Source organism: Glaciihabitans sp. UYNi722 (assembly GCF_040549465.1).
Lineage (GTDB): Bacteria > Actinomycetota > Actinomycetes > Actinomycetales > Microbacteriaceae > Lacisediminihabitans.
This window is the reverse complement of sequence record NZ_JBEPTL010000013.1, coordinates 43416-66358: the sequence shown is the minus strand read 5'-3', so window position 1 is coordinate 66358 and position 22943 is coordinate 43416. Positions and strand designations below refer to the sequence as shown.

The following is a 22943-nucleotide window of genomic DNA, read 5'->3' as shown; positions in this document are numbered from 1 at the left end:
CATGGCTTCATCCACAACAGATTTCCCCTACGCACTCACCCGTGCGGGCGTGATCATGACGCCGGAGGAGGGGAACGATCTCGAGGCGGAAGGCGTGCTCAACCCGGCGACGGGCCACTCGGCGGATGGCACGCTCTATCTGCTCCCGAGGCTCGTCGCCACCGGCAACGTGAGCAGGGTGGGGCTGGCTCGCGTGATCATCGACGCCGGTGTCCCCGTCGGTGTCGAGCGTGAGGGGATCGTGCTCGAACCGGATCGCGGATGGGAGCGTGGAGCCAAGAACTCGGGGGTCGAAGACCCGCGCGTCACCTTCATCCCGCGCCTCAACCTGCACGTGATGACCTACGTCGCATTCGGTCCGCTCGGCCCGCGTACGGCGATCGCGACTTCGACTGATCTGCGCGAGTGGACGAGGCTCGGGCCCGCGCTCTTCGTCTATGACGACGCGCTCGACATGGATCTCAACCTCTTTCACAACAAGGACACGGTGTTCTTTCCGGAGCCAGTCACCGCGCCGGACGGGGTGGAGAGCTTTGCGATCCTGCACCGTCCGATGTGGGATCTCGACGACCTCAAGCCCGGCGAAGGAGTGCGCGTGCCGGCCGGCATCGACGACGTGCGACAGAGCATCTGGATGAGCTTCGTGCCGGTGGACGAGGTGCTTGGCGACATCCGTTCGATCGTCAACTGGCGAGGGCACCGGATGCTTGCCGCGCCAGAGTCGCCATTCGAGGCGCTCAAGATCGGCGGCGGCCCGCCACCCGTGCGGGTCGACGAAGGCTGGCTCGTGCTCTATCACGGCGTCACCGGAACGATCGACAGCGCCTTCTCGCAGCAGCAGAAGGTGAACTATGCGGCTGGCGGCATGATCCTGGACGGGGACGATCCCACCATCGTGCTCTCCCGCACGACCGAGCCGCTGCTGTCTGCAGAGACCGAGGACGAACGTAGCGGCATCGTGCCGAATGTCGTGTTCCCGACAGCGATCGAGGAGATCGACGGCCAGAAATTCCTGTTCTACGGCATGGCCGACTCGAAGATCGGGGTCGCGCGCATCGATCACGTGTGATCCAGCTGAGCACCGTCACAACGAAAGGACAGTTCAATGAAGAACCAGACCTCCCGCCGCTGGGTCGCCGTCATCGCGGCCCTCTCGCTCACCGGTGGGCTCTCGCTCGCGACCACCACGCCGGCATCCGCAGCGCCCCCATCCGCAGCTCCGGCTCCGCTCACGAATCTCGCTCATCTCGACTTCCTGCTCGACACCGCGTCGCCGAATGTCGTCGACGGTCACACCACCTACGACATCGCTGATCAGCCGAAGCTCACCATGCCGTGGACCTACGCGGATGCCCGCGACGGAGGCGCATTCGCGCGCGTCGGCGGTGGCCCGCTTGATCCCACCACCGGACACTGGGGCCAGGGCGCCTACAACGCCGACGACATCACGCGCGCCGCCGTCGTCTACCTGCGCCACTGGCAGCAGACCGGATCTGATTCGAGCCGTCAGAAGGCCTACGAACTGCTGCGCTCAGTCGCCTACTTTCAGACCTCGTCCGGTTCGAACGCCGGCAACGTCGTGCTCTGGATGCAGCCCGACGGCCAGTTCAATCCGTCGCCGGTGCCCGTGGAGCTGCCCGACCCGTCAGACAGCGGCCCCAGCTACTGGCTGGCCCGCAGCCTCTGGGCGTTCGGCGAGGGCTACGCCGACTTCAAGTCCGTTGATCCGCAGTTCGCTGCGTTCCTGCAGCAGCGACTACAGCTCGGCGTCGCCGCCCTCAACCGCGAGGTGCTCGACAAGTACGGGCAGTACGCGGTCGCCGACGGCGTGAAGGTGCCGGCCTGGCTGATCGTGGACGGAGCGGATGCCTCGGCCGAAGCCGTGCTCGGACTCTCCGCCTATTCGGCCGCGGCGCCGTCCGACTCGACGTCTCGCACGGCCCTGTCCCAGCTGTCCGAGGGCATCGCCGCGATGGGATCGGGCGACACGACCACCTGGCCGTACGGCGCCATCCTGCCGTGGGCCGAGTCGCGGTCGATGTGGCACGCCTACGCATCGCAGATGCCGGCGGCGCTCGCCGTGGCATCCACGACCCTGGGAAAGTCGGAGCTGCTGAAGCCGGCGCTCGCCGATTCGGTGGGCTTCACGACCACGATGCTCACGGAGGGTGGACCCGACAACGCCTGGTACCCGACACCCGTCGACAAGACCCAGATCGCCTATGGCGTCGACTCGCGGCTGCAGTCACTGCTCGCCGTGGCGTCCGCGGCGAAGCGTCCGGGGCTCACGGAGATCGCAGGCATGATGGGCAGCTGGTATTTTGGCGCCAACAGGTCAGGCTCGCCGATCTACAACCCGGCGACCGGCGTCACCTTCGACGGCGTGCAGGCCGACGGAACGGTGAACCACAACTCCGGCGCGGAAAGCACCATCCACGGCCTGCTGTCGATGCTCGCCCTCGATGCGAATCCGGATGTCGCGGCCCGCGCCCAGGCGACACCGGCGCTCGGCGCTCGCGACGGCCTCAGCGTGGTCGAGGCGGAGACATCGACCTCGACGACCGGCACCGTGGTCACTCCCGATTCTGCGTGGACCGGCGAATCCCAGTTCGGCGGCGGTGCCTACCTCGCCCTCGCGCCCGGTAGGAAGGCGACATTCGACCTCGGCCCCTCCAGCGGAGCCCGGCACGTCGAACCCGTGGTCCTGCAGCCCAACCCGGGTTCTGCGCGGTCGCTCTGGCAGACCGGCAAGTTCCCCATCGGTGTGCTGAAGCATGCGGTCGGCGCGCAGGGCATCACGGCTTCGCCTGGCGCGCTGCTCCCGCAGTCACTGCTGTTGCCGATCGTGCAGTCGCGGTCGGATGTCTCGGTGACCTCCCTCGCCGGAACCGTGCAACTCGACGCGCTCATCGTGCGGCCGCTCGTCTCGCGCCTGAGCCTCACGGGCCCCGCGGCATCCACGGAGCTGGTGCACTCCACCTCGAGGCTGCCTCTGCCGGCCACTGTCGGCACCGCCGGGCAGCGGGCCACGGTGCGCAGCTACGACGGGTCGGGCAACCTCGCGCAGCAGCGCACCATCACGGGTACCGCGACCATCGTGCTGAGGGCTGGGGGTTTCGCGGTCGTCACGCGGTGATGCCGGAGGTCGACTCGATGACGCCGGCCATTTTCTTGGAGAGTGCCTCGTAGAACATGGAGAGCGGGAACTCGTCGTTCAGCACAGCATCCGTGTAGCCCTTCGGCGGACCGTCGAGAGGTAGTTGACGCCTGGCCCAGTTGGATGCCGGATGCGGCGTGAGCGTCGCAGAGACCAGGTCGTAGGCGGCGAGCCAGTGCGCCGTCTTCGGGCGGTCGATCGAGCGCCAGTAGAGCTCCTCGATCTCGCGGCCGAGTGCGATCACCATCTCCGGCACCTCGTCCCAGTCGATCGTGAGTTGGGTATCGGTCCAGTGCAGCACGTGGTGCTGGTGCAGCCAGGCGAACAGCAGCTGGCCGCCGAGGCCGTCGTAGTTGCGCACCCTGGTGCCGGAGATAGCGAAGCGGAAGATGCGATCGAAGAGCACGGCGTACTGCACGAGTTTGGCGTGCTCCAGAATTTGCTTCTGCGTCGCCGAGATCTTCCCCGGTTCGAGCTGTGAGAGTTCGCGTTCCAGCCGCACCGCCTCGCGGTAGGCGGTGAGGTCGCAGCGTAACTCCTCGAGCGAGTAGAGGAAGTACGGCATCCGCTGCTTGATCATGAACGGGTCGAATGGCAGGTCACCGCGCATGTGGGTGCGGTCGTGGATAAGATCCCACATCACGAAGGTCTCCTCCGTGAGCTGCTGGTCGTCGAGCAGTCGTGCGGCGCCTTCCGGAAGCTCGAGCTTGGTCGTCTCCGCCGCGGCGCGTACCACCCGACGGAATCGGGCAGCCTCGCGGTCGGCGAAGATGGCACCCCAGGTGAAGGTCGGGATGGCGCGCATCGCGATCGTCTCAGGGAACAGCACGGCGGAGTTCGTGTCGTAGCCCGCGGTGAAGTCGAGGAAACGGATCGGCACGAACAGCTTGTTCGAGTAGTCGCCGGCCTCGAGTTCTGCCACGAACTCCGGCCAGATCACCTCGACCAGCACAGCCTCGACCAGGCGGTCGGTGCTGCCGTTCTGCGTGTACATCGGAAAGACGACGAGGTGGCGTAGCCCGTTCACGCGGTTGAGCTGTGGTTGGAATGCGTCGAGCGAGTCGAGAAAGTCGGGCACGCCGAAACCGCTGTCGGCCCAGCGCGTGAAGTCCACAGTGAGGGCGGAGAGGTAGTCCGAATCGTGGGGGAACACCTCACGGAAGTTCAGGAGATCGGTGCTGATCTGCCCAACCAGGGTGCGGGCATCCGCGTGATCGTCGGAGCTTTGGATGCTGCCGTCCTGAGTTTGCAACGCGCGCAGGCTCGTGACCGCAGCCTTGAGGCTCAGCCAGCCCGTGGAGGTCGTGACGTCTTCGACAACCTCGGGTTCCCCGATTATCGCGGTGCGGGCAGCGCTCGTGATGTGTGACATGGTTCGACCTCCGATCCTCGAAAATGTGCACGAAATGTGCCGTACCTTCGAGGGTATCCGCCGATTCGCGGCGTTTGGTTGATACCGGCGCGGGAATGCTGCGTCGACCCGGGTCACCCGCGGGCGATGTGCGGGGTCGCGCTCAGAGCTTGTGTCGGGCCAGCCATCCGGTGAGCAGCAACTCGAAGATGTCTGGTCGTTCGACGCTCGGGATATGCGCGGAATCGCGGAAGGTGGCGCCGTCCGCGCCCGGAATCGTCGAGAGCAGGTACTCGTACTGGGTGAGCGCGGCGGAGAGATCCTGCTCGCCCACCATCACGAAGGTCGGCACGGCGATATCCACGAGCCTGTCGTAGGCGGGCGGCTCGAGTGGGATCGGAACGGGTCGATCATCGACGTGCGCGATGTTCATCCGGTTGAGTTCGTAGGCGGCGGCGACGAAATCCGGGTCGAGATCCGCCTCGTTGCGCGTGGGGCCGATGCACCAGAGACGCACCTCGAGGTCGTACAGCGTGTTCCAGTCGCCTGCCTCGAACGCGGCATCCAGCTGGTCGAACAGGTCGTCCTCTTCCGATGTCAGCTCGGTCTCCGGGAAACCGCTCGGGCCAGAACCGATGGTGAGGAGTCCGGCGACCCGGTCGGGGTTCTCGACGGCGAGGTCGATGGCGATGCCGCCGCCACGTGCGCATCCGATCAGCGTGGCCTTCTGGATGCCGAGGTGATCGAGCAGGTCGAGGGCATCCGCGCGGTTGGAGAACTCCACATCCTCGGTCGTGGTCTGCCCGTAGCCGCGAGTATCGAAGCGGATGACGAAGTGGTTCTCGGCGAGCGTAGGAACCTGGGGATCCCACATCCGCAGGTTGGCGATACCCGCGTGGATCAGGAGCAGCGCGGGAGACGAGATGTGACTATCGGTCTCGTAGTAGAGCTGAGCGCCTTCGACATCGAGATGGGGCATATTTCGAGGGTAGGCCAGAAACAGGTCAGCGGACTGGCCAATCGGGTGTGGCCAATCCGCTGAATCGCCTGGGTATGTGGCGACGTTCGCCCGATTCGGACTTCGCAGCGCTGTCATTCGGGTTTCGAGCGGGGTATCTGCTGGTCGTCATCGTGCCGACATTTTCATGCCGGTGTAAGAAAGCTACCAGTATATTGGTCCCCCATAATACGGACACGGCCCCCCGTTGTGGGGTGAATCTCCCTAGTCTTCTTCGGTCGGGATGGTGATGAGTCCGAGCATCCGCAGCGCACCTCGCGCTGCCGCTGTGTCGTGATCGCGGGCCGCTGCTACGAGGAGCGCCTGCGACTCGCTGAGCGCGCTGAGATCGATGCGCTCTGGCAGGTGCAGGCTGCCGAGACGGATCTGATGCACGACGGAGTTGATGCCGCGCTGCAAGGCTGGATTCTTCGACAGGGCCACCAGATGGTTGAAATACTCGGCGTTGGCCGTGGCGATCGTCTGCATGTCGAGGGTGGTGAGGCTCTGCTGGAACCGTTCGTGATCCTGCTTCATCGCTGCCACGACCTCGGCCGGAACGATCGGGATGACCTCCATCACGAGCGCGGCGTACAGGGCGACCCAAACGACCATGGCGTCGGCGGTCTGCTGCGGACTGACGATCGCGACCCTGGTGAACCGGCTCGCTGATGCCTCGATGATGCCGATCTCGCGCAGTCGTTGCAGGGCCTCGCGCACCGGAGTGCGAGAGACGCCGAGCTGTTCGGCGAGCACCGCGTCACTGATGTGCTCGCCGGGCTGCAGTTCGCCGTTGTGAATTGCGGAAAGCACGGTGTCGAAGACCGTGGTGACGACGGGGCTGCTGGCGAACGACTCCGATTCTTCACCGGGCGCGAGGATGGGATTCTCGTCGGCCTCGCTCACAAGTCGACTCTAGCGACACGCCCGGGGGCGCCTCGCCTCGCCACGTCGACCAATCGATCATGAGCGAAGAACGCGTTTAGAAGATCATCGGCCGATCGTCGTCCTCGTCATCGTCGGCAAGGTCTACGAGCACAGGAACGTGGTCGCTCGGGGCGTCGCCCTTCCGCTCATTGCGGTGGATGCTGGCATCCGTCACGAGGTCGGCGAACGCCTTCGAGCCCATGATGAAGTCGATGCGCATGCCCTCGTTGCGCGGGAATCGAAGCTGCTGATAGTCCCAGAAGGTGAAGCCCTCCGGCACCCGCTCGCGTACGACATCCGTGAGCCCAACCTCCTCGAACTTCGCGAAGGCTGCGCGCTCGGGAGCGGAGGTGTGCGTGCTGGTCTCGAAAGGCCAGGTGGGCCAGACATCGGTGTCGAGCGGTGCGACGTTCCAGTCGCCCATCAGCGCCAGCGGCTGGTCGGGGTTTGCGGCGAGCCACCCGCGGGTGTCCTCGGCGAGGGTGGCGAGCCACCGGAGCTTGTAGTCGAGGTGCGGATGCCCGAGCTCTCGCCCGTTCGGAACGTAGAGGCTCCACAGCCGCACGTCGTTCACCGTCACGCCGAGCGCTCGCGCCTCGAGGGGCAGTGTGCCGTCTTCGTTCTCCGTACCGAAACCCGGAGCGTCCGGAAACCCGACGGTCACCTCCTCCATCGGCAGTCGACTGGCGAAGGCGACACCGTTCCACTGGTTGAGGCCGTGCAGCTGCACCTGGTAGCCGGCCTCTTCGAATGGCTCGAAGGGAAACTGGCTCTCCTTGCACTTGATCTCCTGCATCGCCAGCACGTCGACGTCTTCACGGCCGAGCCAGTCGACGACTCTCCCGACTCTCGCTCGGATGGAGTTCACGTTCCAGGTCGCAACACGCATGCGCCAAGCCTAGCCAGCGCGGCTGAGGTGATCGGTGCGATGTGATCGGTGCGACGTGGTCGGTGTGATGTGATTGCCGTGACCTAATCGGCGTGACATGGGGTTCGGCATCCGTCCCCGGTAGAATCGGGCGCGTGACGGATGCGCGGCAGCAACTCATCAACCATATTTCTGCGGGGGCCGTGTTCCACGGAGATTTCACCCTCACCAGCGGCAAGAAGGCGACATACTACGTCGACCTGCGGAAGGTCAGCCTCGACCACCGTGTGGCACCGCTGATCGGCCAGGTCATGCTCGACCTCATCGCCGAGGTTCCGGATGTCGTAGCAGTCGGCGGGATGACCATGGGCGCCGACCCCATCGCGGCCGCGATCCTGCACCAGGGCGCCGCCCGCGGGCTGGACTACGACGCCTTCGTCGTGCGCAAGGAGCCGAAAGACCATGGCCGAGGTCGCCAGGTCGAGGGCCCTGAGCTCGAGGGCAAGCGCGTGATCGTGCTCGAAGACACCTCTACGACCGGCGGCTCACCGCTCGCCGCCATCGAGGCGCTCAAGAAGGTCGGTGCCGAGATCGCCGCGGTCGCCGTTGTCGTCGACCGCGACACCGGTGCTCGCGAGGTGATTGAAGCGGCCGGCTACCCCTACTTCGCGGCGATCGGCCTCGCCGACCTCGGGCTGGCCCAATGACGGACGAGAAAAACGGTCACGACGAACCGGACGACGGCGAGGAAGAGATCGATTCGGAGGCCTGGCTCGCGAAGCAGTTCGGCCTCGACGACGAATCGGAGAAGCCGAAACCGAAGAGCGCTTTCCCCGATCCACCCATACTGAACAACCCGTTGGCGACCCCGCCTGCCTCGGCCTCGCCAGGCTTCACCTGGGGTCTCAAGGCGGGGGCTGGTGGGCCTTTCGCGGCCTCCGCACCTGCGCCCGCGACCGAACCTGCGCCCGCGACCGAACCTGCGCCCGCGACCGAACCTGCGCCCGCGACCGAACCTGCGCCCGCGACTGAACCCCCACCCGCGGAACCGGTCGATCGGCCCGAAGAGCCGCAGCCCACGGTCGAGCCGTCGCCAGCCGAAGCCAGCCCGGTCGAGCCGCCGCCCACCGAAGCGATGCCGACGGATTCGCCGGCGACCGAGCTGCTGAACTCCGGTGAGGCGGGTTCGGTGCGCCGCGAACCGGTGCCTTCGGAGACCGCTGCGCCCGCGGCATCCACCATCGACTCCCTGCTCGGTGAGCAGAACTTCAAGGACTACGAGGACGAGCCGTTGATCGGCGTTCCTCCGGTGCTCGCGGAGAAGAAGCCGGACACCCCGAAACCGCCCGCAGGCACTACGCCGCCCGCAGGCCCCAAGCCGCCCCGCGCACCGATCCCGAAGAACCAGAAGATCATGCTCGGGATCGCCAGCGGGCTGGTCGCGGTCCTGGCGTTGGTGGTGCTGTTCCTGCTCGGCACGAAGCTTCCCGAGCTCCTCGGCCCGGCTCCGGCTGTCGCTACCTCCTCGAAGACGCCGAGCGCGAGCCCGACGCCGTCTGTCACGCCGTCGCCGACTCCTCCCGCCGTGGGACCGGTCGCCGTCGGCGCGCACAAGTGGAACGCCCTGCTCGGCGGCGAATGCCTCGACCCCTTCCCTTCACCGTGGGCGGAGACGTTCACCGTGGTCGACTGCGCGGCGCCGCATCCGGCCCAGATGGTGTTCCGCGGAACCTTCCCGGATGCCGCCACCTACCCTGGCGAACCGGCACTCCAGGCGCAGATCAACCTGCTGTGCACGGCGCCGGGTGTGATCGACCTGGCGACGGCTGGTGCCTACAACGACATCCAGATCCAGGCGGCCTATCCGGTGACCGACAAGGAGTGGACCGGTGGCTACCACGACTATTTCTGCTTCGTGAGTCGCTCAGCCGCGGGCCCGATCACGGGCAGCCTTCACACGGCGGGCTAGGAAACCAGAGCTAGCACCGAGCGATCGGGCCGCGGTGAGTCGTGTTCACGCAGCCGTCAAGGTGTGTTCACGCAGCCGTGAGGCGCGTGCGCTGGACCGCGACGACCAGCACGCCGATCACGCTGGCGACGACGAGTACCCCCACCACGCCGGCCAGCCCTGCGTAGCCGATCATCGCGAGTACCGGGCCTGCCGATGCGCCTCCGATGGCGCCCGCAGCGTTCATCACCAGGTCGCTGCGTCCCTGGATTTTCGGGCGCGCGGCACCCGTCGCGAGATCGCTGACGAGGGCGGATGCCGACACTGTCGAAGCGCTCCAGCCGAGTCCGAGCAGCACCAGGCCGACCGTCACGAGGCTCTCGGAACTCTCTCCGACCGCGACGAAGCCGAGCGCGAGGCCGAACAGCACCTGGCCGATGAGGATGACGGGAAGGCGCCCGAGACGGTCACTCAGCCAGCCGAAGACGGGGGAGAGGGCGAACATGCCCGCGATGTGCAGGCTCAGTGTGAGCCCCACATCGGTGAGCGATGCACCGTGATGCACCAGGTGCACCGGGGTCATCGACATCACCGAGACCATGACGGCGTGGCTGATGCCCAGCACCGCGATCGCGAAGATCACCAGGTTGCGACTTCGAACCGTTCCCGTTCTCGGCTCCATCGTCGGCTCGACGGGGTGCGCCTGGCTGGTGAGGTAGGGGTCCGGCCTCAGCGCCAGGAAGTAGACCAGGGCGGCGGCGAGTTGCGCCGCCACGGCGATCACGAAGGAACCGGTGAGCTCCGGCATCCCGAACCACCGTGCGATGACTTCACCCGGACCGAATAGGTTCGGGCCGATCACCGATCCGATGGTGGCCGACCACACCACGATGGAGAGGTCTCGGCCGCGGTGACGGGGGTTCGCAACATCCGTCGCCGCGAAGCGGGACTGCAGGCCGACAGCGCCACCGAAGCCGAGAAGGCCGAAGCCGAGAAGTAGCAGCGGAAAGGCCATCAGCGCCGCCGCGACCATGGTGATCACGGCACCGGCCATGGCGGTGAGCGTGCCTGTCGATAGTGAAACCCGACGGCCGAAGCGCTGGGCGAGGCGGGCGAGCGGGATAGCCGCCGCCGCCGCACCCAGTGTGCTCAGTGTGGCTGCGGCTCCCGCGAAGGCTTCGCTGCCGCTGACGTGGGTGGCGAGAACCGATCCGATCGACAGCGTCGCGCCGATGCCGAGGCCGCCGAGGATCTGGCCGACGACCAGTACCCGAATCGTTCGTCGCTGCACACCGGCGAGTTCAACAGTGGCGATGGTCACAGGGTTGTCCTCTCTGCGTCGTGCTGGCGCATCGAGCAATGTGGACACCGTACACTTCTATGCCCTTCCAGGGCAATCCTCACGCGCTGATGGCGCCGGATCAGGTCCGTGGGCAGTACATCTCTAAAGCTCGGTCTCGAACAGGTCCGTCTCGAGCAGCTCCGAGACCCCACTGAGTATCTCGTCCGGGCGGAACGGGTAGCGGTCGATCTCGGCCTGGTCACTGATGCCGGTGAGCACCAGGATGGTGTGCAGCCCGGCTTCGATTCCGGCGACGATGTCGGTGTCCATGCGGTCGCCGATCATGCCGGTGTTCTCGGAGTGTGCGCCGATCTTGTTCATCGCGGAGCGGAACATCATCGGGTTCGGCTTGCCGACGACGTAGGGTTCTTTGCCTGTCGCCTTGGTGATGAGGGCGGCGATGGCACCGGTGGCTGGCATCGGTCCGTCGGCACTCGGGCCGGTGGCATCCGGGTTGGTCACGATGAAACGGGCGCCATTGCCGATCAGCCGGATCGCCTTGGTGATGGCGTCGAAGGAGTAGTTGCGCGTCTCACCGACGACGACGTAGTCGGGGTTGCTCTCGGTCATCACGAAGCCGGCCTCGTGCAGCGCGGTGGTGATCCCAGCCTCGCCGATGACGAACGCGGACCCGCCGGGCATCTGCGATTTGAGGAAATCAGCCGTGGCGAGTGCGGAGGTCCAGAGGAACTCCTCAGGCACATCGAGGCCGGAAGCCCTGAGCCTGGCGCTCAGGTCACGGGGGGTGAAGATCGAGTTGTTGGTGAGAACGAGGTAGGGCTTGCCCTGGTCGCGCCACTGCTGCAGCAGTTCGGCGGCTCCGGGTAGCGGGTGGTTTTCGTGCACGAGCACGCCGTCCATATCGGTCAGCCAGCACTCGATTTCGCCACGTTTACTCATGCGCTCATGGTACCGGGCAGCGGATGGTGCGCCGCCCTCGCACTACGCTGGAACCGAGCAGGGGGAGAGTCGAGACAGTGGGGGGAGTGCTGATCGGGTTCGCGATTATCGCGTTCATCATCCTGATCGGCTACCTGGTCGGTCGCCTCAACCTTCTCGGCCCGAACGCCGGTTTCGTGCTCAACAGGATCGTCTTCTTCGTACTGTCGCCATGCCTGTTGTTCACGGTGCTCGAATCAGCCAAAGTCAGCGAACTGTTTTCGTCGTTGATGGTGGTGTCGCTGATCGCCGCCGTCACGAGTTTTGCGATCTACTTCGTCGTGGCGAAATTCGTCTGGCGGCGTTCCATGCCGGAGTTCGTCGTCGGCGCAATGGCGTCCGGCTACGTCAATGCCAACAACATCGGCATCCCGGTGGCGCTGTACGTCCTCGGGAGTGCCGCCTATTCCGCGCCGGTGGTGCTTTTGCAACTCGTGATCTTCACGCCTATCATCCTGACCGCGCTCGACATCTCGACCACGGGGCGGGCATCGGTTGGTCGCATCGTCCTCAAGTTGGTCTCCAACCCTCTCATCATCGGATCGGTGCTCGGCGTCATTCTGGCCGTGACCCGCGTGCATCTGCCCGCGTCGGTGCTCCAGCCGTTCGTGCTGCTCGGGGGCGCCGCCGTGCCCGTCGTGCTGCTGGCCTTCGGCATGTCGCTGCACGGCCAGAAAATTCTGCAGGCCGGCAGCGGGCGACGGGATGTACTGCTCGCCAGCACCATCAAACTGGTCGTGATGCCCGTGGTCGCCTGGCTGTTTGGTCGCTTCGTCTTCGATCTGAGCGGACTGCACCTCTTCGTGGTCGTCGCACTGGCTGCTCTCCCGTCGGCGCAGAACGTTTTCAACTACGCCCAGCGTTACCAGCGAGGCGAGATCATCGCGCGGGATGCCGTGCTGATCACCACCATCGGGTCGATTCCGGTGCTGGTCGTGGTCGCGGCGCTACTGGGGCACTGAGCCGCGCGCTTTTTCTTCTAAATCTGGGTGCGCCGGTGCAACGCTGGGGCGCGGAACTCTAGGGCGCGGAACGCTGGGGCACGGAACTTTAGGGTGCTGGTGCCGACTCGAACATGTTCGCTGGCTCGGTGTTGTACAACCTGCCGCTGGGTGAGGTCCATTGGAGGGTGCCGTTGCCCGCCTGTTTCACTTTCCACTCTGTCTGGTGTTTCAGATGATGGTGACCGGGGCAGAGGTGCGCGAGGTTGGTGTGGCTGGTGGTTCCCCCGTACTGCCAGTCGGTGGTGTGATCGATGTCGCACCATCGGGAGTTGCGGCTGCATCCCGGATAGCGGCACGTCTCGTCGCGCACGCCGAGCCAGGTGCGGAGGTCGCTGGGCACCGCGTACCTGTCGCGCCCGACGGAGAGCACGGCCCCGGTTTCTGGATGGGTGAGAATGCGAATGAAGCTCGGTGCGTGCGCCGCCAGCCGTCGGGCGGTATCGGTGTCGATGGGGCCGTATCCGTCGAGAGTGGCGGGCTCGCTGTTCAACCCGAGGAGGGTGAGCGCGGGAACTGTCACCAGCACACGGGCCCGGATGTCGTGCCCGACCCCGGCGGAGGTCACGCCATCGATGAGCAGGTCGGCGAACGCGTCGGTGCGCAGCTGGGTGAGGGTGCGGGCTTCGTCGGCCGTGTGGAGGCCGAGGGCGATGTCGGTGATTCTCGCGTAGATGCCGTGCGCGTCTACGGCGGGCAGGTAGGCGCTGAGCCATGCCATGCCGTCTCGTGCCGGTTGAACGGTCACCGAACGGTCGGTCGCGCATTTCTCCTGTCGGGCGTCGATGGTCTCGGGATGGGCCCGCTCGCGCAGCACCCGCGCCCTGCGGTCGAATTGTGCGACCGTGAGTCTCTGCGCGAACGGCAGCGCGAGCTGCTCGAAGGGACCGCGGGCCTCCTCCGGCAGAGAGTCGGCGTGATCGATCATCGACTGCGCGTGACGGTAGGTGATTCTGCCAGCGCGGAGCGATTCGAGGGTGGCGGGAAGCTCATGCAGCAGCGATCGACTCTGCTCCACCAGGTTCTCAACGGTGCGTTCTGGTAGCCGCAGCGCGCAGGCCAGCTCCGTCACGAGCACACGGCGAGCCGTTGTCGCGGCATCCCATCCGCCGGTCGTGGGAGTGGCGGCGTGGGAAAGCTCGCTCCACTGCCGCGCCTGATCGATCAGCTCGGCGCGGGCGGCGCTCACCGAGGCAAGCACCCTGTCGCTGGCCGCAACCGCGTCGAGCAGGTCTCCGAACGTGTCGGCCATGGCGGCAGACAGCGGCACATCTGGCATATCTGGCATGTCTTCCACGACGCGATTCGCGTCGATCGGGTTGCCTGCTGTGCCTTCCATGGCTCTACCCAACCAGCAACCACCGACATTCGAACGGACTCGCCGATGGCCTCGGATGCCAGTATCTGCCGAAATTTTCTTGGCGAGAGGAGACTGCACGCTGAAGGGGTCGTACGGGCGCTCGCCCTCGCTGATTTGGCGATTCAATTCGGTGAGCCGGCGAACCAGCTCCGGGGCATCCTGCGCGACGCTTGTCGGCCAGCCCTAAGCGGAAACGACCGCCGTCGTGACCGCTAACGCCGGAACTCTATTTCTCGGCCACTCAACGGGCCGTGTCCACCAGCCCGTCGAGGAACGCGATGTCGTCAGCGGAGATCGTGAAGTCGACGTCCGCGTTCTCCACGATGCGGGATGGTGTCGTCGTCTTGGGTAACGGCAGCACGTCCTTCTCGAGCAGGTAGCGGATGCAGAGCTGCGCCACCGACTTGCCGTACTTGTCGGCGATGCTGCGCACATCCGCATTGTCGAGGATGGCGCCGGTGGCGAGGGGCGAGTAGCCCTCCACCAGGATGTCGTGCGCCTTGCAATACTCGGTGACCTCGTTCTGGGTATGGCCGACGAAGTACCGGATCTGGTTGACCTGCGGCACGGTCTTCGATGCGCCCACCAGCGATTCGATGTCCTGCACGCTGAAGTTGGATACCCCGATCGAACGGGCACGCCCTGCCTCCTGGATCTCCTCCATCGCGCGCCACACCGCGATGTTGCCCTCGCGGTAGTCCGCCCCGTGCTCGGACCACGGCCACGGCGCGTGGATCAGGTAGAGGTCGACATAGTCCATGTCGAGTGCCGTGATGGTCTTCTCGAAGCTGGCTTTCGCCTGGTCGTAGTCCTTGATCTCGGCGGGGAGCTTCGTGGTGACGAAGATCTGGTCGCGAGCGATTCCACTGTCGCGGATGGCGCGGCCGACACTGGCCTCGTTGCCGTAGGCCCGGGCTGTGTCGATGTGCCGGTATCCGGCCTGCAGGGCGGCGGCGACCGAATCGTAGGCTTCGGTACCGTCGGGGATCTGCCAGGTTCCGAAACCGATCTTCGGAATCTCGACACCGTTCGCGAGCGTGAAGTGGTCGGTGAGTGCGGGCATGTTCTCTCCTTCAAATAAGACGGCCACGGTGGAGGCGCCAGAGTCAGACGCTACTCCCCGATGTCGCATCCGACGAGTCCCCCGCAATCGCGGATACCCTCGACCTCGTGGCAGAAGACATCCAGAACCCCAGCGTCGAGCTCACCACCCAGGGTGTCGGCCCGTGGCAGGGCGAGTTGCCGGTTGAGGAGTTCTACGATCCGGAGTTGCTGGCGAAGGGCGACTCGCGCAACGTCATCGACAGGTATCGCTACTGGCGCATGGATGCGATCGTCGCCGACCTCGATCTGACGCGGCATCCGTTCCACGTCGCCATCGAGAACTGGCAGCACGACATGAACATCGGATCGATCGTGCGCAGTGCCAATGCCTTCGCTGCCGACACGGTGCACATCATCGGCCGCAAGCGCTGGAACAAGCGCGGCGCCATGGTTACCGACCGCTACCAGCACGTGCGGTACCACGCGGATGTGGCGAGCTTCGCCGAGTGGGCGGCGGATGCACGGCTCCCGGTGATCGCGATCGACAACGTGCCCGGCTCGGTGATCATGGAGACCTACGCGTTCCCAGCGGCCTGCATCCTCCTCTTCGGCCAGGAGGGACCCGGACTGTCACCCGAAGCCCTTTCGGCAGCCGACGCGATCGTGGAGATCAGCCAATTCGGCTCGACCCGCAGCATCAATGCCTCCGCCGCGGCCGCGGTGACCATGCACGCCTGGGTGCTCCAGCGCGCCAATTTCGGCTAGGCCGCTGCGGTCACCTGCCGATCCCGCACCGCCCGTGAATCCCTAGCGCTGTCGTTTCGGCCTCATGCTGTCGATTAAACAGCAGCGGACGGCCGAAACGACAGCGCTACCGGGATGGCGTCAGGGGTCAGGCGTCCGGCGTCCGGCGTCAGGGGTCAGGCCCCGAGCGGCGACGGCCGGAGCTCACGCAGCGTGCGGAACCTGCCCTGCCTGAGTGCGCCGAGACAGGAGACCACGAGGGCTCCGACCAGCCAGGCGAGCAGCGGCAGGGCGGCCGACCACAGATTGCCCGGACCGCCGTACATGAGCTGCCTCACGCCATCCACCGCATGGCTCATCGGCAGCGCCTCGTGCAGCGCGCGCAACGGGCCGGGCAGCGTCTGCCAGGGGAAGGTGCCGCCGGCCGTCACCAGCTGTACGACCATGAGGATCAGACCGAGGAACTGCCCGACACTGCCGAGCAGCACATTGAGCGCCAGGATGATGGCCGCGAAGGTGATCGAGGTGAAGGCCAGGAAGGCGAGCATCCCCAGTCCGTTGGCAACGGTGAGATGCAGCACCAGTGTCACGATGAGGAACAGGGCGATCATCTGCACCACGCCGAGCACGGCCGGGGTGAACCAGCCGGCGAGGGTCGTGCGAATCGGCCGACGAACCGCGGTGAGCGCACGACGCGACAGCGGACGGATGATGAGGAACAGCGCGTACATGCCGATCCAGGCCGCGAGGCTCAGGAAGAACGGCGCAAGCCCTGCGCCGTAGTTCTGCGCCTCGGTGACCGCCTTCTGGTCGACGAGCAGCGGATTCGCGATGGCCTTGGCGGTATCCGTGTTCTGTGTGCTGGTCGAGTCGGGGATCTTGCCGGTCGCGTCGTTCAGCGAGGTGCTGAGTTCACGCACGCCGGTGGCGAGAGTGGCTGTACCCGATGCGAGCTGATTCGCGCCGGACGACAGGCCGGATGCGCCGGTCGCCGCCGAGTGCACAGCCTTGGCGAGAGCCGGAGCCGATGTGTTCAGCTGGGAGGCGCCCGCGGAGACCTGGGCAGCGCCGGCGGAGAGCTGGTTGAGCGCGGCGGCGCCGGTTGCCGCACCGTTGGTGGCGGAGACCAGTTTCACCAGCTCGCCATCGACCTGGCCGACGAGTGCCGGGTCGACGCCAGCGTCGAGAAGCTGTTGCCTCACCTGGCTCTGGTAGGCCTGAGCGTCGGTAGCGGCCTTCTGGGCATTGGCGATGAGTGCCGCCTGCCCCTGCACGCCGCTGTTCAGTTGCGCCAGCCCGTTGGAGACTTTGGTCGCGCCGGCGCTGAGCTGTGCGGTGCTCGACGGCAGGGCCGCAGCCTTCGAGTCGAGCTGGGCGAGTCCGCTGGTGAGCGCGGCCGCACCTGAGGCGAGCGACGTCGCACCGGTCGAGGCGGCGGCCGCGCCATCCGACAGCTGCTTGGCTCCGTCGTCGGCCGTGAGCAGGCCGTCGCGAATCGAACCGATCGAGTTCAGCAGCGTCGACGATGCCTTCTCACCCACCTGCTTGGCGAGTTGTACGCGCACCGCCTCCGCGGCCTGCTTGGCGATCGTCGTACTGAGGTAACTGTTGGTGTCGTTGGTGGTGAGCACGAGTTTCGCCGCGCTGGGGTCGTCGCCCGATGCCGAGCTCAGATCCTTGGTGAAGGATGCCGGAAAGGTGATTCCGAAATCGTAGGTGCCGTTGTCGATACCCTTTTTCGCTTCGGCGGAGCTGACCTTCACCCAGCCGAAGTCCTTATCTTTCAGCAGCTGTTTGGCGGCCTTCTCGCCGTAGTTGGTCGCCGTGCCGTCGATCATCGCGCCCCTGTCGTTCACGACGAGTGCCGCGGGCACCTGCTCGAGATTGGCATAGGGATCTTTGTTGCCGTAGAGGTAGAGACCGCCGTAGACGATCGGTACGCACATGAGCGCGATGAGCGAGATGAGGCCCATGCGGCTCGAGATCAGGCGGGCGAACTCGCTGCGGACCAGGTTGATGACTGTCATTGCTTCAGCTTTCGAGGGAGGCTGGTGCGGAAGGGCCAGCGTCGCCGAGAGGTTCGGGGGTCGACGGCGCGGAAGGCTCGTCGATCGGATCGGGGAGGGCTGGCTCTTCGTCGTGCTCGTCGACGGTCTCCGGTTCGGCAGGTTCGGCAGGTGCGACCGGTGCGGCAGGTGCGATATGTGCGGCAGGTGCGGCAGGTGCGAGAGCGTCACACGCGCCGAGCCCGAGCAGGATGCCGGCGGTTGCGGCATCCGTGACGATGGCGACGGCGGTTCCGCGGGTTGCGATCTCGGTGAGGACCTCGAACCAGTAGGACGGCGCGGCACCGTGCCGCTCCGGGGACGTCACCACGATCGCCGTGACGCCGGGTCGCAGCACGGCGAGTTCGCAGAGCAGCCGGATGCGTTCGACAGCGGGAAGCGCGCGGATCGGCAGCTTCTCGTAGTCATCGATTCCGTGACGCTTGAGAAAGCTGCGCACGTCGCGCCGGGAGGCCGGACGGGAGGAGAAGGAGAATTCTTCGGCGACGACCCTGGCGAGCGGGACGCCGGCCGGCGGCTCGGCGACGACGGGAGTGTCGACGAGTGCGGTGCTCCTGCGCAGCTCGTCGAGATCGTCACGGCCATCGATGAGCGCGGTGCCGGAATCGGGGCGCAGGCGGCCGCCGAGCAGCAGCGAGACCAGCATGGGGCGCTCGTCGGACTCCACGGCGAGAACCGAGACGGTGCCGGCCTCAATGGTGACACTGAGCGACGGGACGGCCGCGCCGAGACCCTGTCCCACGCTGGCGCTGTCGAGGGTGATTCGCGTCATGATGCGTCCTCTTCCTGCGGAGCAGACCAGCTGAGTTCAGGTGCGCCATCGATCACGGACTGGGCGTCGCGCCATCCGTATCCCACGACCCCCAGGGTCATGAGCATCACGAGGTTGTGGCCGTCGCGAGCTCCGAGCGGATGCTCGGCGGACTCCTCGAGCACGACAAGTGCCGTCTCTTCCACCAGGCGAGCGAGCCGCTCGACGGGCAGGTCCTGTCGCATGGCTCCTGTGCCCTGGCCGTCATCGATCGCTTCGCGAACCGCCGTGCGAACGGGTGCCAGTGCCGCTGTCGTGTGGGAGGCGAGCGGACCGCGGATGGCGACGACCGCCATCACCCGCACGCTTTCGACCTCGCGCCACAGTCGCGAGGCGATGAGGGCCAGCCGCACTGTCGGGTCCGGGTGGGCGACGCCTTCGAGGGCGGATGCGACACGTGCTGTTCCCGAAGTCACCAGTTCGAGTAGCAGGTCGTCCCGGTTTGCGAAGTGGCCGTAGACGGATCGACGGCTGAGGCCCGCCGCCGCCGCGATCGCCTCGAGTGAGGCGCTCGGGTCGCGGTTGAGCAGTAGGCGGGCGGCATCGAGAAGTGCTGCGCGGTTCTCCGTGGCATCTCGGCGAGGGGCCCGTGCATTTTCTGTGCTCATCGTTCCATCGTAATAACTTGCACATACTTGTGCAAGTTAAATTCGGCGAGACCCGTGATGGCCCCGGTCCGGCATCCGACAGGAGACGATCCGCCCGATCCCAGCCCGACGGGGCGTCACAGGTAGAATGGGGTGTAATCCCCACCCAATCGAAGGGATCCCTCCATGCCCGCAATCGTTTTGATCGGCGCCCAGTGGGGCGACGAAGGCAAGGGCAAAGCGACCGACCTGCTCGGCAGCCGCGTCGACTACGTCGTCAAGTTCAACGGCGGCAACAACGCCGGCCACACTGTCGTGGTCGGTGACGAGAAGTACGCGCTCCACCTGCTGCCCTCCGGCATCCTCAGCCCCGACGTCGTACCGGTGATCGCCAATGGTGTAGTTGTCGACATCGAGGTGCTGTTCCACGAGCTCGATGCGCTGGGCGCCAGGGGAGTGGATGTCTCCAGGCTCCTGGTGAGCGCGAACGCCCACGTCATTACGCAGTACCACCGCACCCTCGACAAGGTCACCGAGCGCTTCCTCGGCAAGCGTCAGATCGGGACGACGGGGCGAGGCATCGGACCGGCCTACGCCGACAAGATCAACCGCGTCGGCATCCGAATCCAGGACATCTTCGACGAGAACATCCTGCGCCAGAAGGTTGAAGGAGCCCTCGACCAGAAGAACCACCTGCTGGTGAAGATCTACAACCGTCGTGCCATCGGTGTCGACGAGGTCGTGAACGACCTGCTCTCCTACGCCGATCGGCTGCGCCCGATGGTCGCCGACACCGGACTCGTGCTCAACCAGGCGCTCGAGGCCGGCAAAACGGTGCTGTTCGAGGGCGGCCAGGCGACAATGCTGGATGTCGACCACGGCACCTACCCCTTCGTCACGAGCTCGAACGCCACCAGTGGTGGCGCCGCAACAGGCTCCGGTGTCGCACCCAACCGCATCGACAGGGTGATCGCCGTCGTCAAGGCCTACACGACCCGCGTCGGGGCCGGCCCCTTCCCCACCGAACTCCACGACGAGTCGGGCGAGTTCCTGCGGTCCAAGGGCTTCGAGTTCGGCACGACGACAGGTCGCCCGCGCCGCACCGGCTGGTACGACGCCCCCGTCGCGCGCTACTCCGCGCGGGTCAACGGTGTGACCGACTTCGTGCTGACCAAGCTCGACGTGCTTACCGGTCTCGAGAAGATCCCCGTCTGCGTCGCCTACGACGTCGACGGAACCCGGGTCGAAGAAGTTCCGGTCTCCCAGTCCGACTTCCACCACGCGGTGCCGATCTACGAGGAGTTTCCCGGCTGGTCAGAGGACATCACCGGCGTACGCACCTTCGAGGAGCTTCCGCAGAACGCGCGGGACTACGTGTTAGCGCTCGAGGCGATGAGCGGATCGCGGATGTCCGCGATCGGCGTCGGACCTGATCGCGAGGCCATCCTGCAGCGCTACGACCTCCTCGGCTGAGTTCACCGGACGACGAGTCTTTCCGACGATGAGCCACTTCATAATGCGACCGTTTCGTGTCCTGTTGCGGCCTGTCATCGCTTGGAACTACTCCTCCGGGGTTCCGACCAGGCTCTCCGCCGGCACACCGTCCGATGCCCCACACGGCGCGATCGAGGGGCGCGATCCGCTCTCCCTTCTGGTCGTCGGCGGAATAGCGGGTGCAGGGATCGGCGTGCAGACTTTCGAGCAGGCCCTCGCCTGCCAGTTCGCCATGGCGCTGGCACAGACGACAGGCCGCGGCGTCGACTGGGAGTCGCTCCCGACCCCGAACCTGAAACTCGCCGGCGTAGCTGCCTGCCTGCGGGAGTTGAACTCTCTGCCGAGTTTCGACATCGTGCTTGTGCTTCCCGGCGTCGCGGATGCGCTGGCCCTCGCGAGCCATAGCCGATGGCGCGCTGAGCTTCAGCGTCTGCTCGCCTACCTGACGACGACTTCGGCCAGGACCGCGAAGATACTGGTGGGCGAAGTGCAGGATGTCGCCAGACACGTCCAGGTCCGACCCATCGTGAGGGGGGTCCTGGAGGATCACGTCCAGACGCTCAACGCGGACGCGCGCAGTGTCTGTGCAGAGGAGAAGGGTGTGCACCTGGTTCGCCTGCCAGAGGCCGAGGCATCGGACTATGTCGGCGAGGTATTCAGCTACTCTTCCCTCTACCGTCGCTGGGGCCGCCACCTGGCAGAGATCGTCCCGCAGCTCTGACGTCTCAGGACCATGGATGAGGGCTGCATCGCTCACGGTTATCATCGTGTCACCGCCCACTGCCAGACTGGGCAGCGTGACTGCGACACGCCCCGTACCCGCGCCCATCGGTGGAGACTTCGTTCGGTTGGAGCCGTTGGCGAAAGAACACCTGCCCGCACTGTTCCTGGCGATCGGGCATCCGATTACCTTCGCCGGTGGTTTCGGCCGCGGTCCTGCCGGCTACCGCGATACCGAGGCCGGTTTCGTCGAATGGGCTGAGGGTTATTTCACCTGGGAGACCGGCAACCCGTACGCCGTCATCCTCGTCGGCGGGCCGCATGACGGGGCCGTCGTTGGCGTCTCGACGCTCGGCGACTTCGATCCGGAGAACGAGAGCACCCACATCGGCTGGACGGCTTTCGACCCGCGGGTCTGGGGCACCGCCGTCAACGCTGAGACCAAGCTGTTGATGCTGGGTCTCGCCTTCGACAGCGGTTTCGGCCGGGTCAAGATCCAAGCGGATGCCATGAACAGCCGTTCCCGTGCCGCCATCGCCGGCATCGGTGCGACCTTCGAGGGCATCCTGCGCCGTGATCGCCCGCGCGCGGACGGCACGTGGCGCGACACCGTCGTCTTCTCAGTGGTCGTCGACGAATGGCCCGCCGTCAAAACCGGACTCGAGAAGCGGCTCGTGCGCTACGCAGGGCGCCCGGTGCTGTTCCGCGACCGACCGCTGGCGTAGGGCTCGTGTTCAGCCGCCCCCGCGAGCGCCACGATTCTGCTCTCCACATGCGCGGTGACCTCGCACTAGGCAAACGCCCAGATTCTGGTGGTCGGCTGAAGCAATGGAAATCAACTACACCGCAATCGCCCACGCAACCGGAGGCGGCCGCGACGGACATGTCCGTTCAGAAGACGACCGCCTCGACTTCGACACCCGGCCCCCGAAAGAAATGGGTGGTTCAGGCGAGGGCACCAATCCGGAGCAGCTCTTCGCCGCGGGGTATTCGGCCTGCTTCCTCAGCGCCATCCACGCGGTAGGCAAGAATCTCGGTGTCGACACCAAGGATTCCCAGGTCTCCGCGAGCGTCAGCATCGGCTCGAATGGCGAAGGTGGTTTCGGTCTCGCCGTAGAACTCGACATCTACGCACCCAACGTGCCGGCCGAGCGTCGCCAGGAACTCGCGGATGCCGCCCACCAGGTCTGCCCGTACTCGAACGCCACCCGCGGCAACATCGAAGTCACGCTGACTCTGGTCGATTGATCCGACGGTAGCCTTTTGTCATGGCAGAAGAACGCGATCCAGCAGCCCAGCTCCTGAGCCTTCGGCAGAGCATCGACAACGTGGATGCCGCCCTGGTGCATCTCCTCGCGGAGAGATTCAAGTTCACCCAGCAGGTTGGCCGTCTGAAGGCGGCCAACGACCTGCCGCCAGCCGACCCGGAACGCGAACGCCAGCAGATCACGAAGCTGAAGGCGCTCGCGGCCGAGTCGCATCTCGACCCCGCTTTCGGCGAGAAGTTTCTGAATTTCATCATCGCCGAGGTCATCCACCAGCATGAGCAGATCGCGAACACCGGCGTCATCGAGACGCAGTCCTGAG

The 22943-nt window shown here is 65.9% G+C and carries 22 protein-coding genes; 11 read left to right on the top strand and 11 right to left on the bottom strand.

Annotated elements, in window-relative coordinates:
• The first annotated feature begins 1 nt into the window (after position 1).
• Positions 2 to 1069: a glycoside hydrolase family 130 protein gene (locus ABIB56_RS11070; protein WP_354569265.1), complete on the top strand. Its 1068-nt coding sequence runs from the start codon at positions 2 to 4 to the stop codon at positions 1067 to 1069.
• 36 nt (positions 1070 to 1105) lie between these two features.
• Positions 1106 to 3136 carry a hypothetical protein gene (locus tag ABIB56_RS11065; RefSeq protein ID WP_354569264.1) on the top strand — a complete coding sequence of 677 codons (2031 nt, stop codon included), beginning with the start codon at positions 1106 to 1108 and terminating at the stop codon, positions 3134 to 3136.
• On the opposite strand, the gene ABIB56_RS11060 is transcribed toward ABIB56_RS11065, so the two are convergent.
• The 4 genes from ABIB56_RS11060 to ABIB56_RS11045 form a co-directional block, all read right to left on the bottom strand.
• A complete protein-coding gene (locus ABIB56_RS11060) occupies positions 3126 to 4529 on the bottom strand; it encodes a DUF6421 family protein (RefSeq protein WP_354569263.1) in 1404 nt (467 codons plus the stop codon). The genes ABIB56_RS11065 and ABIB56_RS11060 overlap by 11 nt on opposite strands.
• Positions 4530 to 4671: 142 nt before the next feature.
• The gene (locus ABIB56_RS11055) at positions 4672 to 5487 is read right to left on the bottom strand and encodes an alpha/beta fold hydrolase (RefSeq protein WP_354569262.1); all 816 of its coding nucleotides are present in this window, start codon (positions 5485 to 5487) and stop codon (positions 4672 to 4674) included.
• A 243-nt stretch (positions 5488 to 5730) separates the two neighbouring features.
• Complete coding sequence (locus ABIB56_RS11050) at positions 5731 to 6411, bottom strand: GntR family transcriptional regulator (protein WP_354569261.1); 681 nt, start codon at positions 6409 to 6411, stop codon at positions 5731 to 5733.
• A 76-nt stretch (positions 6412 to 6487) separates the two neighbouring features.
• Positions 6488 to 7321, bottom strand: coding sequence for an exodeoxyribonuclease III (locus tag ABIB56_RS11045; RefSeq protein WP_354569260.1), 834 nt, complete (start codon positions 7319 to 7321; stop codon positions 6488 to 6490).
• Between the two features lie 134 nt (positions 7322 to 7455).
• On the opposite strand from ABIB56_RS11045, the gene pyrE reads away from it, so the two are divergent.
• Together pyrE and ABIB56_RS11035 are read left to right on the top strand one after the other, a co-directional pair.
• The gene (gene pyrE, locus ABIB56_RS11040) at positions 7456 to 8007 is read left to right on the top strand and encodes an orotate phosphoribosyltransferase (RefSeq protein WP_354569259.1); all 552 of its coding nucleotides are present in this window, start codon (positions 7456 to 7458) and stop codon (positions 8005 to 8007) included.
• Entirely contained in the window at positions 8004 to 9269 is a 1266-nt protein-coding gene (locus ABIB56_RS11035; RefSeq protein WP_354569258.1) for a hypothetical protein, read from the top strand. The genes pyrE and ABIB56_RS11035 overlap by 4 nt, the downstream gene beginning before the upstream one ends.
• A 67-nt stretch (positions 9270 to 9336) precedes the next feature.
• Here ABIB56_RS11035 and ABIB56_RS11030 read toward each other — a convergent pair whose 3' ends face one another.
• Complete coding sequence (locus ABIB56_RS11030) at positions 9337 to 10569, bottom strand: MFS transporter (protein WP_354569257.1); 1233 nt, start codon at positions 10567 to 10569, stop codon at positions 9337 to 9339.
• Between the two features lie 123 nt (positions 10570 to 10692).
• Positions 10693 to 11490 carry an HAD-IIA family hydrolase gene (locus ABIB56_RS11025; protein WP_354569256.1) on the bottom strand — a complete coding sequence of 266 codons (798 nt, stop codon included), beginning with the start codon at positions 11488 to 11490 and terminating at the stop codon, positions 10693 to 10695.
• 77 nt (positions 11491 to 11567) lie between these two features.
• Between ABIB56_RS11025 and ABIB56_RS11020 the strand changes: the two genes are divergently transcribed.
• Positions 11568 to 12491: an AEC family transporter gene (locus tag ABIB56_RS11020; RefSeq protein ID WP_354569255.1), complete on the top strand. Its 924-nt coding sequence runs from the start codon at positions 11568 to 11570 to the stop codon at positions 12489 to 12491.
• An 88-nt stretch (positions 12492 to 12579) separates the two neighbouring features.
• On the opposite strand, the gene ABIB56_RS11015 is transcribed toward ABIB56_RS11020, so the two are convergent.
• Together ABIB56_RS11015 and ABIB56_RS11010 are read right to left on the bottom strand one after the other, a co-directional pair.
• The gene (locus ABIB56_RS11015; protein ID WP_354569254.1) at positions 12580 to 13869 is read right to left on the bottom strand and encodes an HNH endonuclease signature motif containing protein; all 1290 of its coding nucleotides are present in this window, start codon (positions 13867 to 13869) and stop codon (positions 12580 to 12582) included.
• Between the two features lie 262 nt (positions 13870 to 14131).
• Positions 14132 to 14953 carry an aldo/keto reductase gene (locus tag ABIB56_RS11010; RefSeq protein ID WP_354569253.1) on the bottom strand — a complete coding sequence of 274 codons (822 nt, stop codon included), beginning with the start codon at positions 14951 to 14953 and terminating at the stop codon, positions 14132 to 14134.
• A gap of 107 nt (positions 14954 to 15060) precedes the next feature.
• Between ABIB56_RS11010 and ABIB56_RS11005 the strand changes: the two genes are divergently transcribed.
• The gene (locus ABIB56_RS11005) at positions 15061 to 15699 is read left to right on the top strand and encodes a TrmH family RNA methyltransferase (RefSeq protein WP_354569252.1); all 639 of its coding nucleotides are present in this window, start codon (positions 15061 to 15063) and stop codon (positions 15697 to 15699) included.
• A gap of 155 nt (positions 15700 to 15854) precedes the next feature.
• Here the strand turns inward: ABIB56_RS11005 and ABIB56_RS11000 are convergent, their stop codons facing one another.
• From ABIB56_RS11000 to ABIB56_RS10990, 3 genes are read right to left on the bottom strand one after another with little or no spacing between them, the layout of a single operon-like run.
• Entirely contained in the window at positions 15855 to 17705 is a 1851-nt protein-coding gene (locus ABIB56_RS11000) for a YhgE/Pip family protein (protein ID WP_354569251.1), read from the bottom strand.
• 4 nt (positions 17706 to 17709) lie between these two features.
• Positions 17710 to 18516, bottom strand: a complete 807-nt coding sequence (locus ABIB56_RS10995; RefSeq protein WP_354569250.1) for a hypothetical protein — start codon at positions 18514 to 18516, stop codon at positions 17710 to 17712.
• Positions 18513 to 19163 (bottom strand): TetR/AcrR family transcriptional regulator, encoded by a 651-nt coding sequence (locus ABIB56_RS10990; RefSeq protein ID WP_354569249.1) that lies wholly within the window; start codon positions 19161 to 19163, stop codon positions 18513 to 18515. Before ABIB56_RS10990 ends, ABIB56_RS10995 begins: the two co-directional genes overlap by 4 nt.
• Positions 19164 to 19328: 165 nt before the next feature.
• On the opposite strand from ABIB56_RS10990, the gene ABIB56_RS10985 reads away from it, so the two are divergent.
• From ABIB56_RS10985 to ABIB56_RS10965, 5 genes are all read left to right on the top strand, one after another.
• The gene (locus tag ABIB56_RS10985; protein WP_354569248.1) at positions 19329 to 20615 is read left to right on the top strand and encodes an adenylosuccinate synthase; all 1287 of its coding nucleotides are present in this window, start codon (positions 19329 to 19331) and stop codon (positions 20613 to 20615) included.
• 43 nt (positions 20616 to 20658) lie between these two features.
• On the top strand, positions 20659 to 21357 hold the full coding sequence (locus ABIB56_RS10980) for an SGNH/GDSL hydrolase family protein (RefSeq protein ID WP_354569247.1): 699 nt from the start codon (positions 20659 to 20661) through the stop codon (positions 21355 to 21357).
• A gap of 76 nt (positions 21358 to 21433) precedes the next feature.
• Entirely contained in the window at positions 21434 to 22081 is a 648-nt protein-coding gene (locus tag ABIB56_RS10975) for a GNAT family N-acetyltransferase (protein ID WP_354569246.1), read from the top strand.
• Positions 22082 to 22184: 103 nt separating this feature from the next.
• The gene (locus tag ABIB56_RS10970; protein WP_354569245.1) at positions 22185 to 22604 is read left to right on the top strand and encodes an organic hydroperoxide resistance protein; all 420 of its coding nucleotides are present in this window, start codon (positions 22185 to 22187) and stop codon (positions 22602 to 22604) included.
• Between the two features lie 20 nt (positions 22605 to 22624).
• Positions 22625 to 22942 carry a chorismate mutase gene (locus ABIB56_RS10965; RefSeq protein WP_354569244.1) on the top strand — a complete coding sequence of 106 codons (318 nt, stop codon included), beginning with the start codon at positions 22625 to 22627 and terminating at the stop codon, positions 22940 to 22942.
• The last annotated feature ends 1 nt before the right edge of the window (position 22943 follow it).

What these genes read in the sequence shown, in the direction of transcription:
- ABIB56_RS11070 (WP_354569265.1), top strand. Translation starts at nt 2, where the DNA reads ATGGCTTCATCCACAACAGATTTCCCCTACGCACTCACCCGTGCGGGC.
- ABIB56_RS11065 (WP_354569264.1), top strand. Translation starts at nt 1,106, where the DNA reads ATGAAGAACCAGACCTCCCGCCGCTGGGTCGCCGTCATCGCGGCCCTC.
- ABIB56_RS11060 (WP_354569263.1), bottom strand. Translation starts at nt 4,529, where the DNA reads ATGTCACACATCACGAGCGCTGCCCGCACCGCGATAATCGGGGAACCC.
- ABIB56_RS11055 (WP_354569262.1), bottom strand. Translation starts at nt 5,487, where the DNA reads ATGCCCCATCTCGATGTCGAAGGCGCTCAGCTCTACTACGAGACCGAT.
- ABIB56_RS11045 (WP_354569260.1), bottom strand. Translation starts at nt 7,321, where the DNA reads ATGCGTGTTGCGACCTGGAACGTGAACTCCATCCGAGCGAGAGTCGGG.
- ABIB56_RS11035 (WP_354569258.1), top strand. Translation starts at nt 8,004, where the DNA reads ATGACGGACGAGAAAAACGGTCACGACGAACCGGACGACGGCGAGGAA.
- ABIB56_RS11025 (WP_354569256.1), bottom strand. Translation starts at nt 11,490, where the DNA reads ATGAGTAAACGTGGCGAAATCGAGTGCTGGCTGACCGATATGGACGGC.
- ABIB56_RS11015 (WP_354569254.1), bottom strand. Translation starts at nt 13,869, where the DNA reads ATGGAAGGCACAGCAGGCAACCCGATCGACGCGAATCGCGTCGTGGAA.
- ABIB56_RS11010 (WP_354569253.1), bottom strand. Translation starts at nt 14,953, where the DNA reads ATGCCCGCACTCACCGACCACTTCACGCTCGCGAACGGTGTCGAGATT.
- ABIB56_RS11000 (WP_354569251.1), bottom strand. Translation starts at nt 17,705, where the DNA reads ATGACAGTCATCAACCTGGTCCGCAGCGAGTTCGCCCGCCTGATCTCG.
- ABIB56_RS10995 (WP_354569250.1), bottom strand. Translation starts at nt 18,516, where the DNA reads ATGACGCGAATCACCCTCGACAGCGCCAGCGTGGGACAGGGTCTCGGC.
- ABIB56_RS10990 (WP_354569249.1), bottom strand. Translation starts at nt 19,163, where the DNA reads ATGAGCACAGAAAATGCACGGGCCCCTCGCCGAGATGCCACGGAGAAC.
- ABIB56_RS10985 (WP_354569248.1), top strand. Translation starts at nt 19,329, where the DNA reads ATGCCCGCAATCGTTTTGATCGGCGCCCAGTGGGGCGACGAAGGCAAG.
- ABIB56_RS10980 (WP_354569247.1), top strand. Translation starts at nt 20,659, where the DNA reads ATGCGACCGTTTCGTGTCCTGTTGCGGCCTGTCATCGCTTGGAACTAC.
- ABIB56_RS10970 (WP_354569245.1), top strand. Translation starts at nt 22,185, where the DNA reads ATGGAAATCAACTACACCGCAATCGCCCACGCAACCGGAGGCGGCCGC.
- ABIB56_RS10965 (WP_354569244.1), top strand. Translation starts at nt 22,625, where the DNA reads ATGGCAGAAGAACGCGATCCAGCAGCCCAGCTCCTGAGCCTTCGGCAG.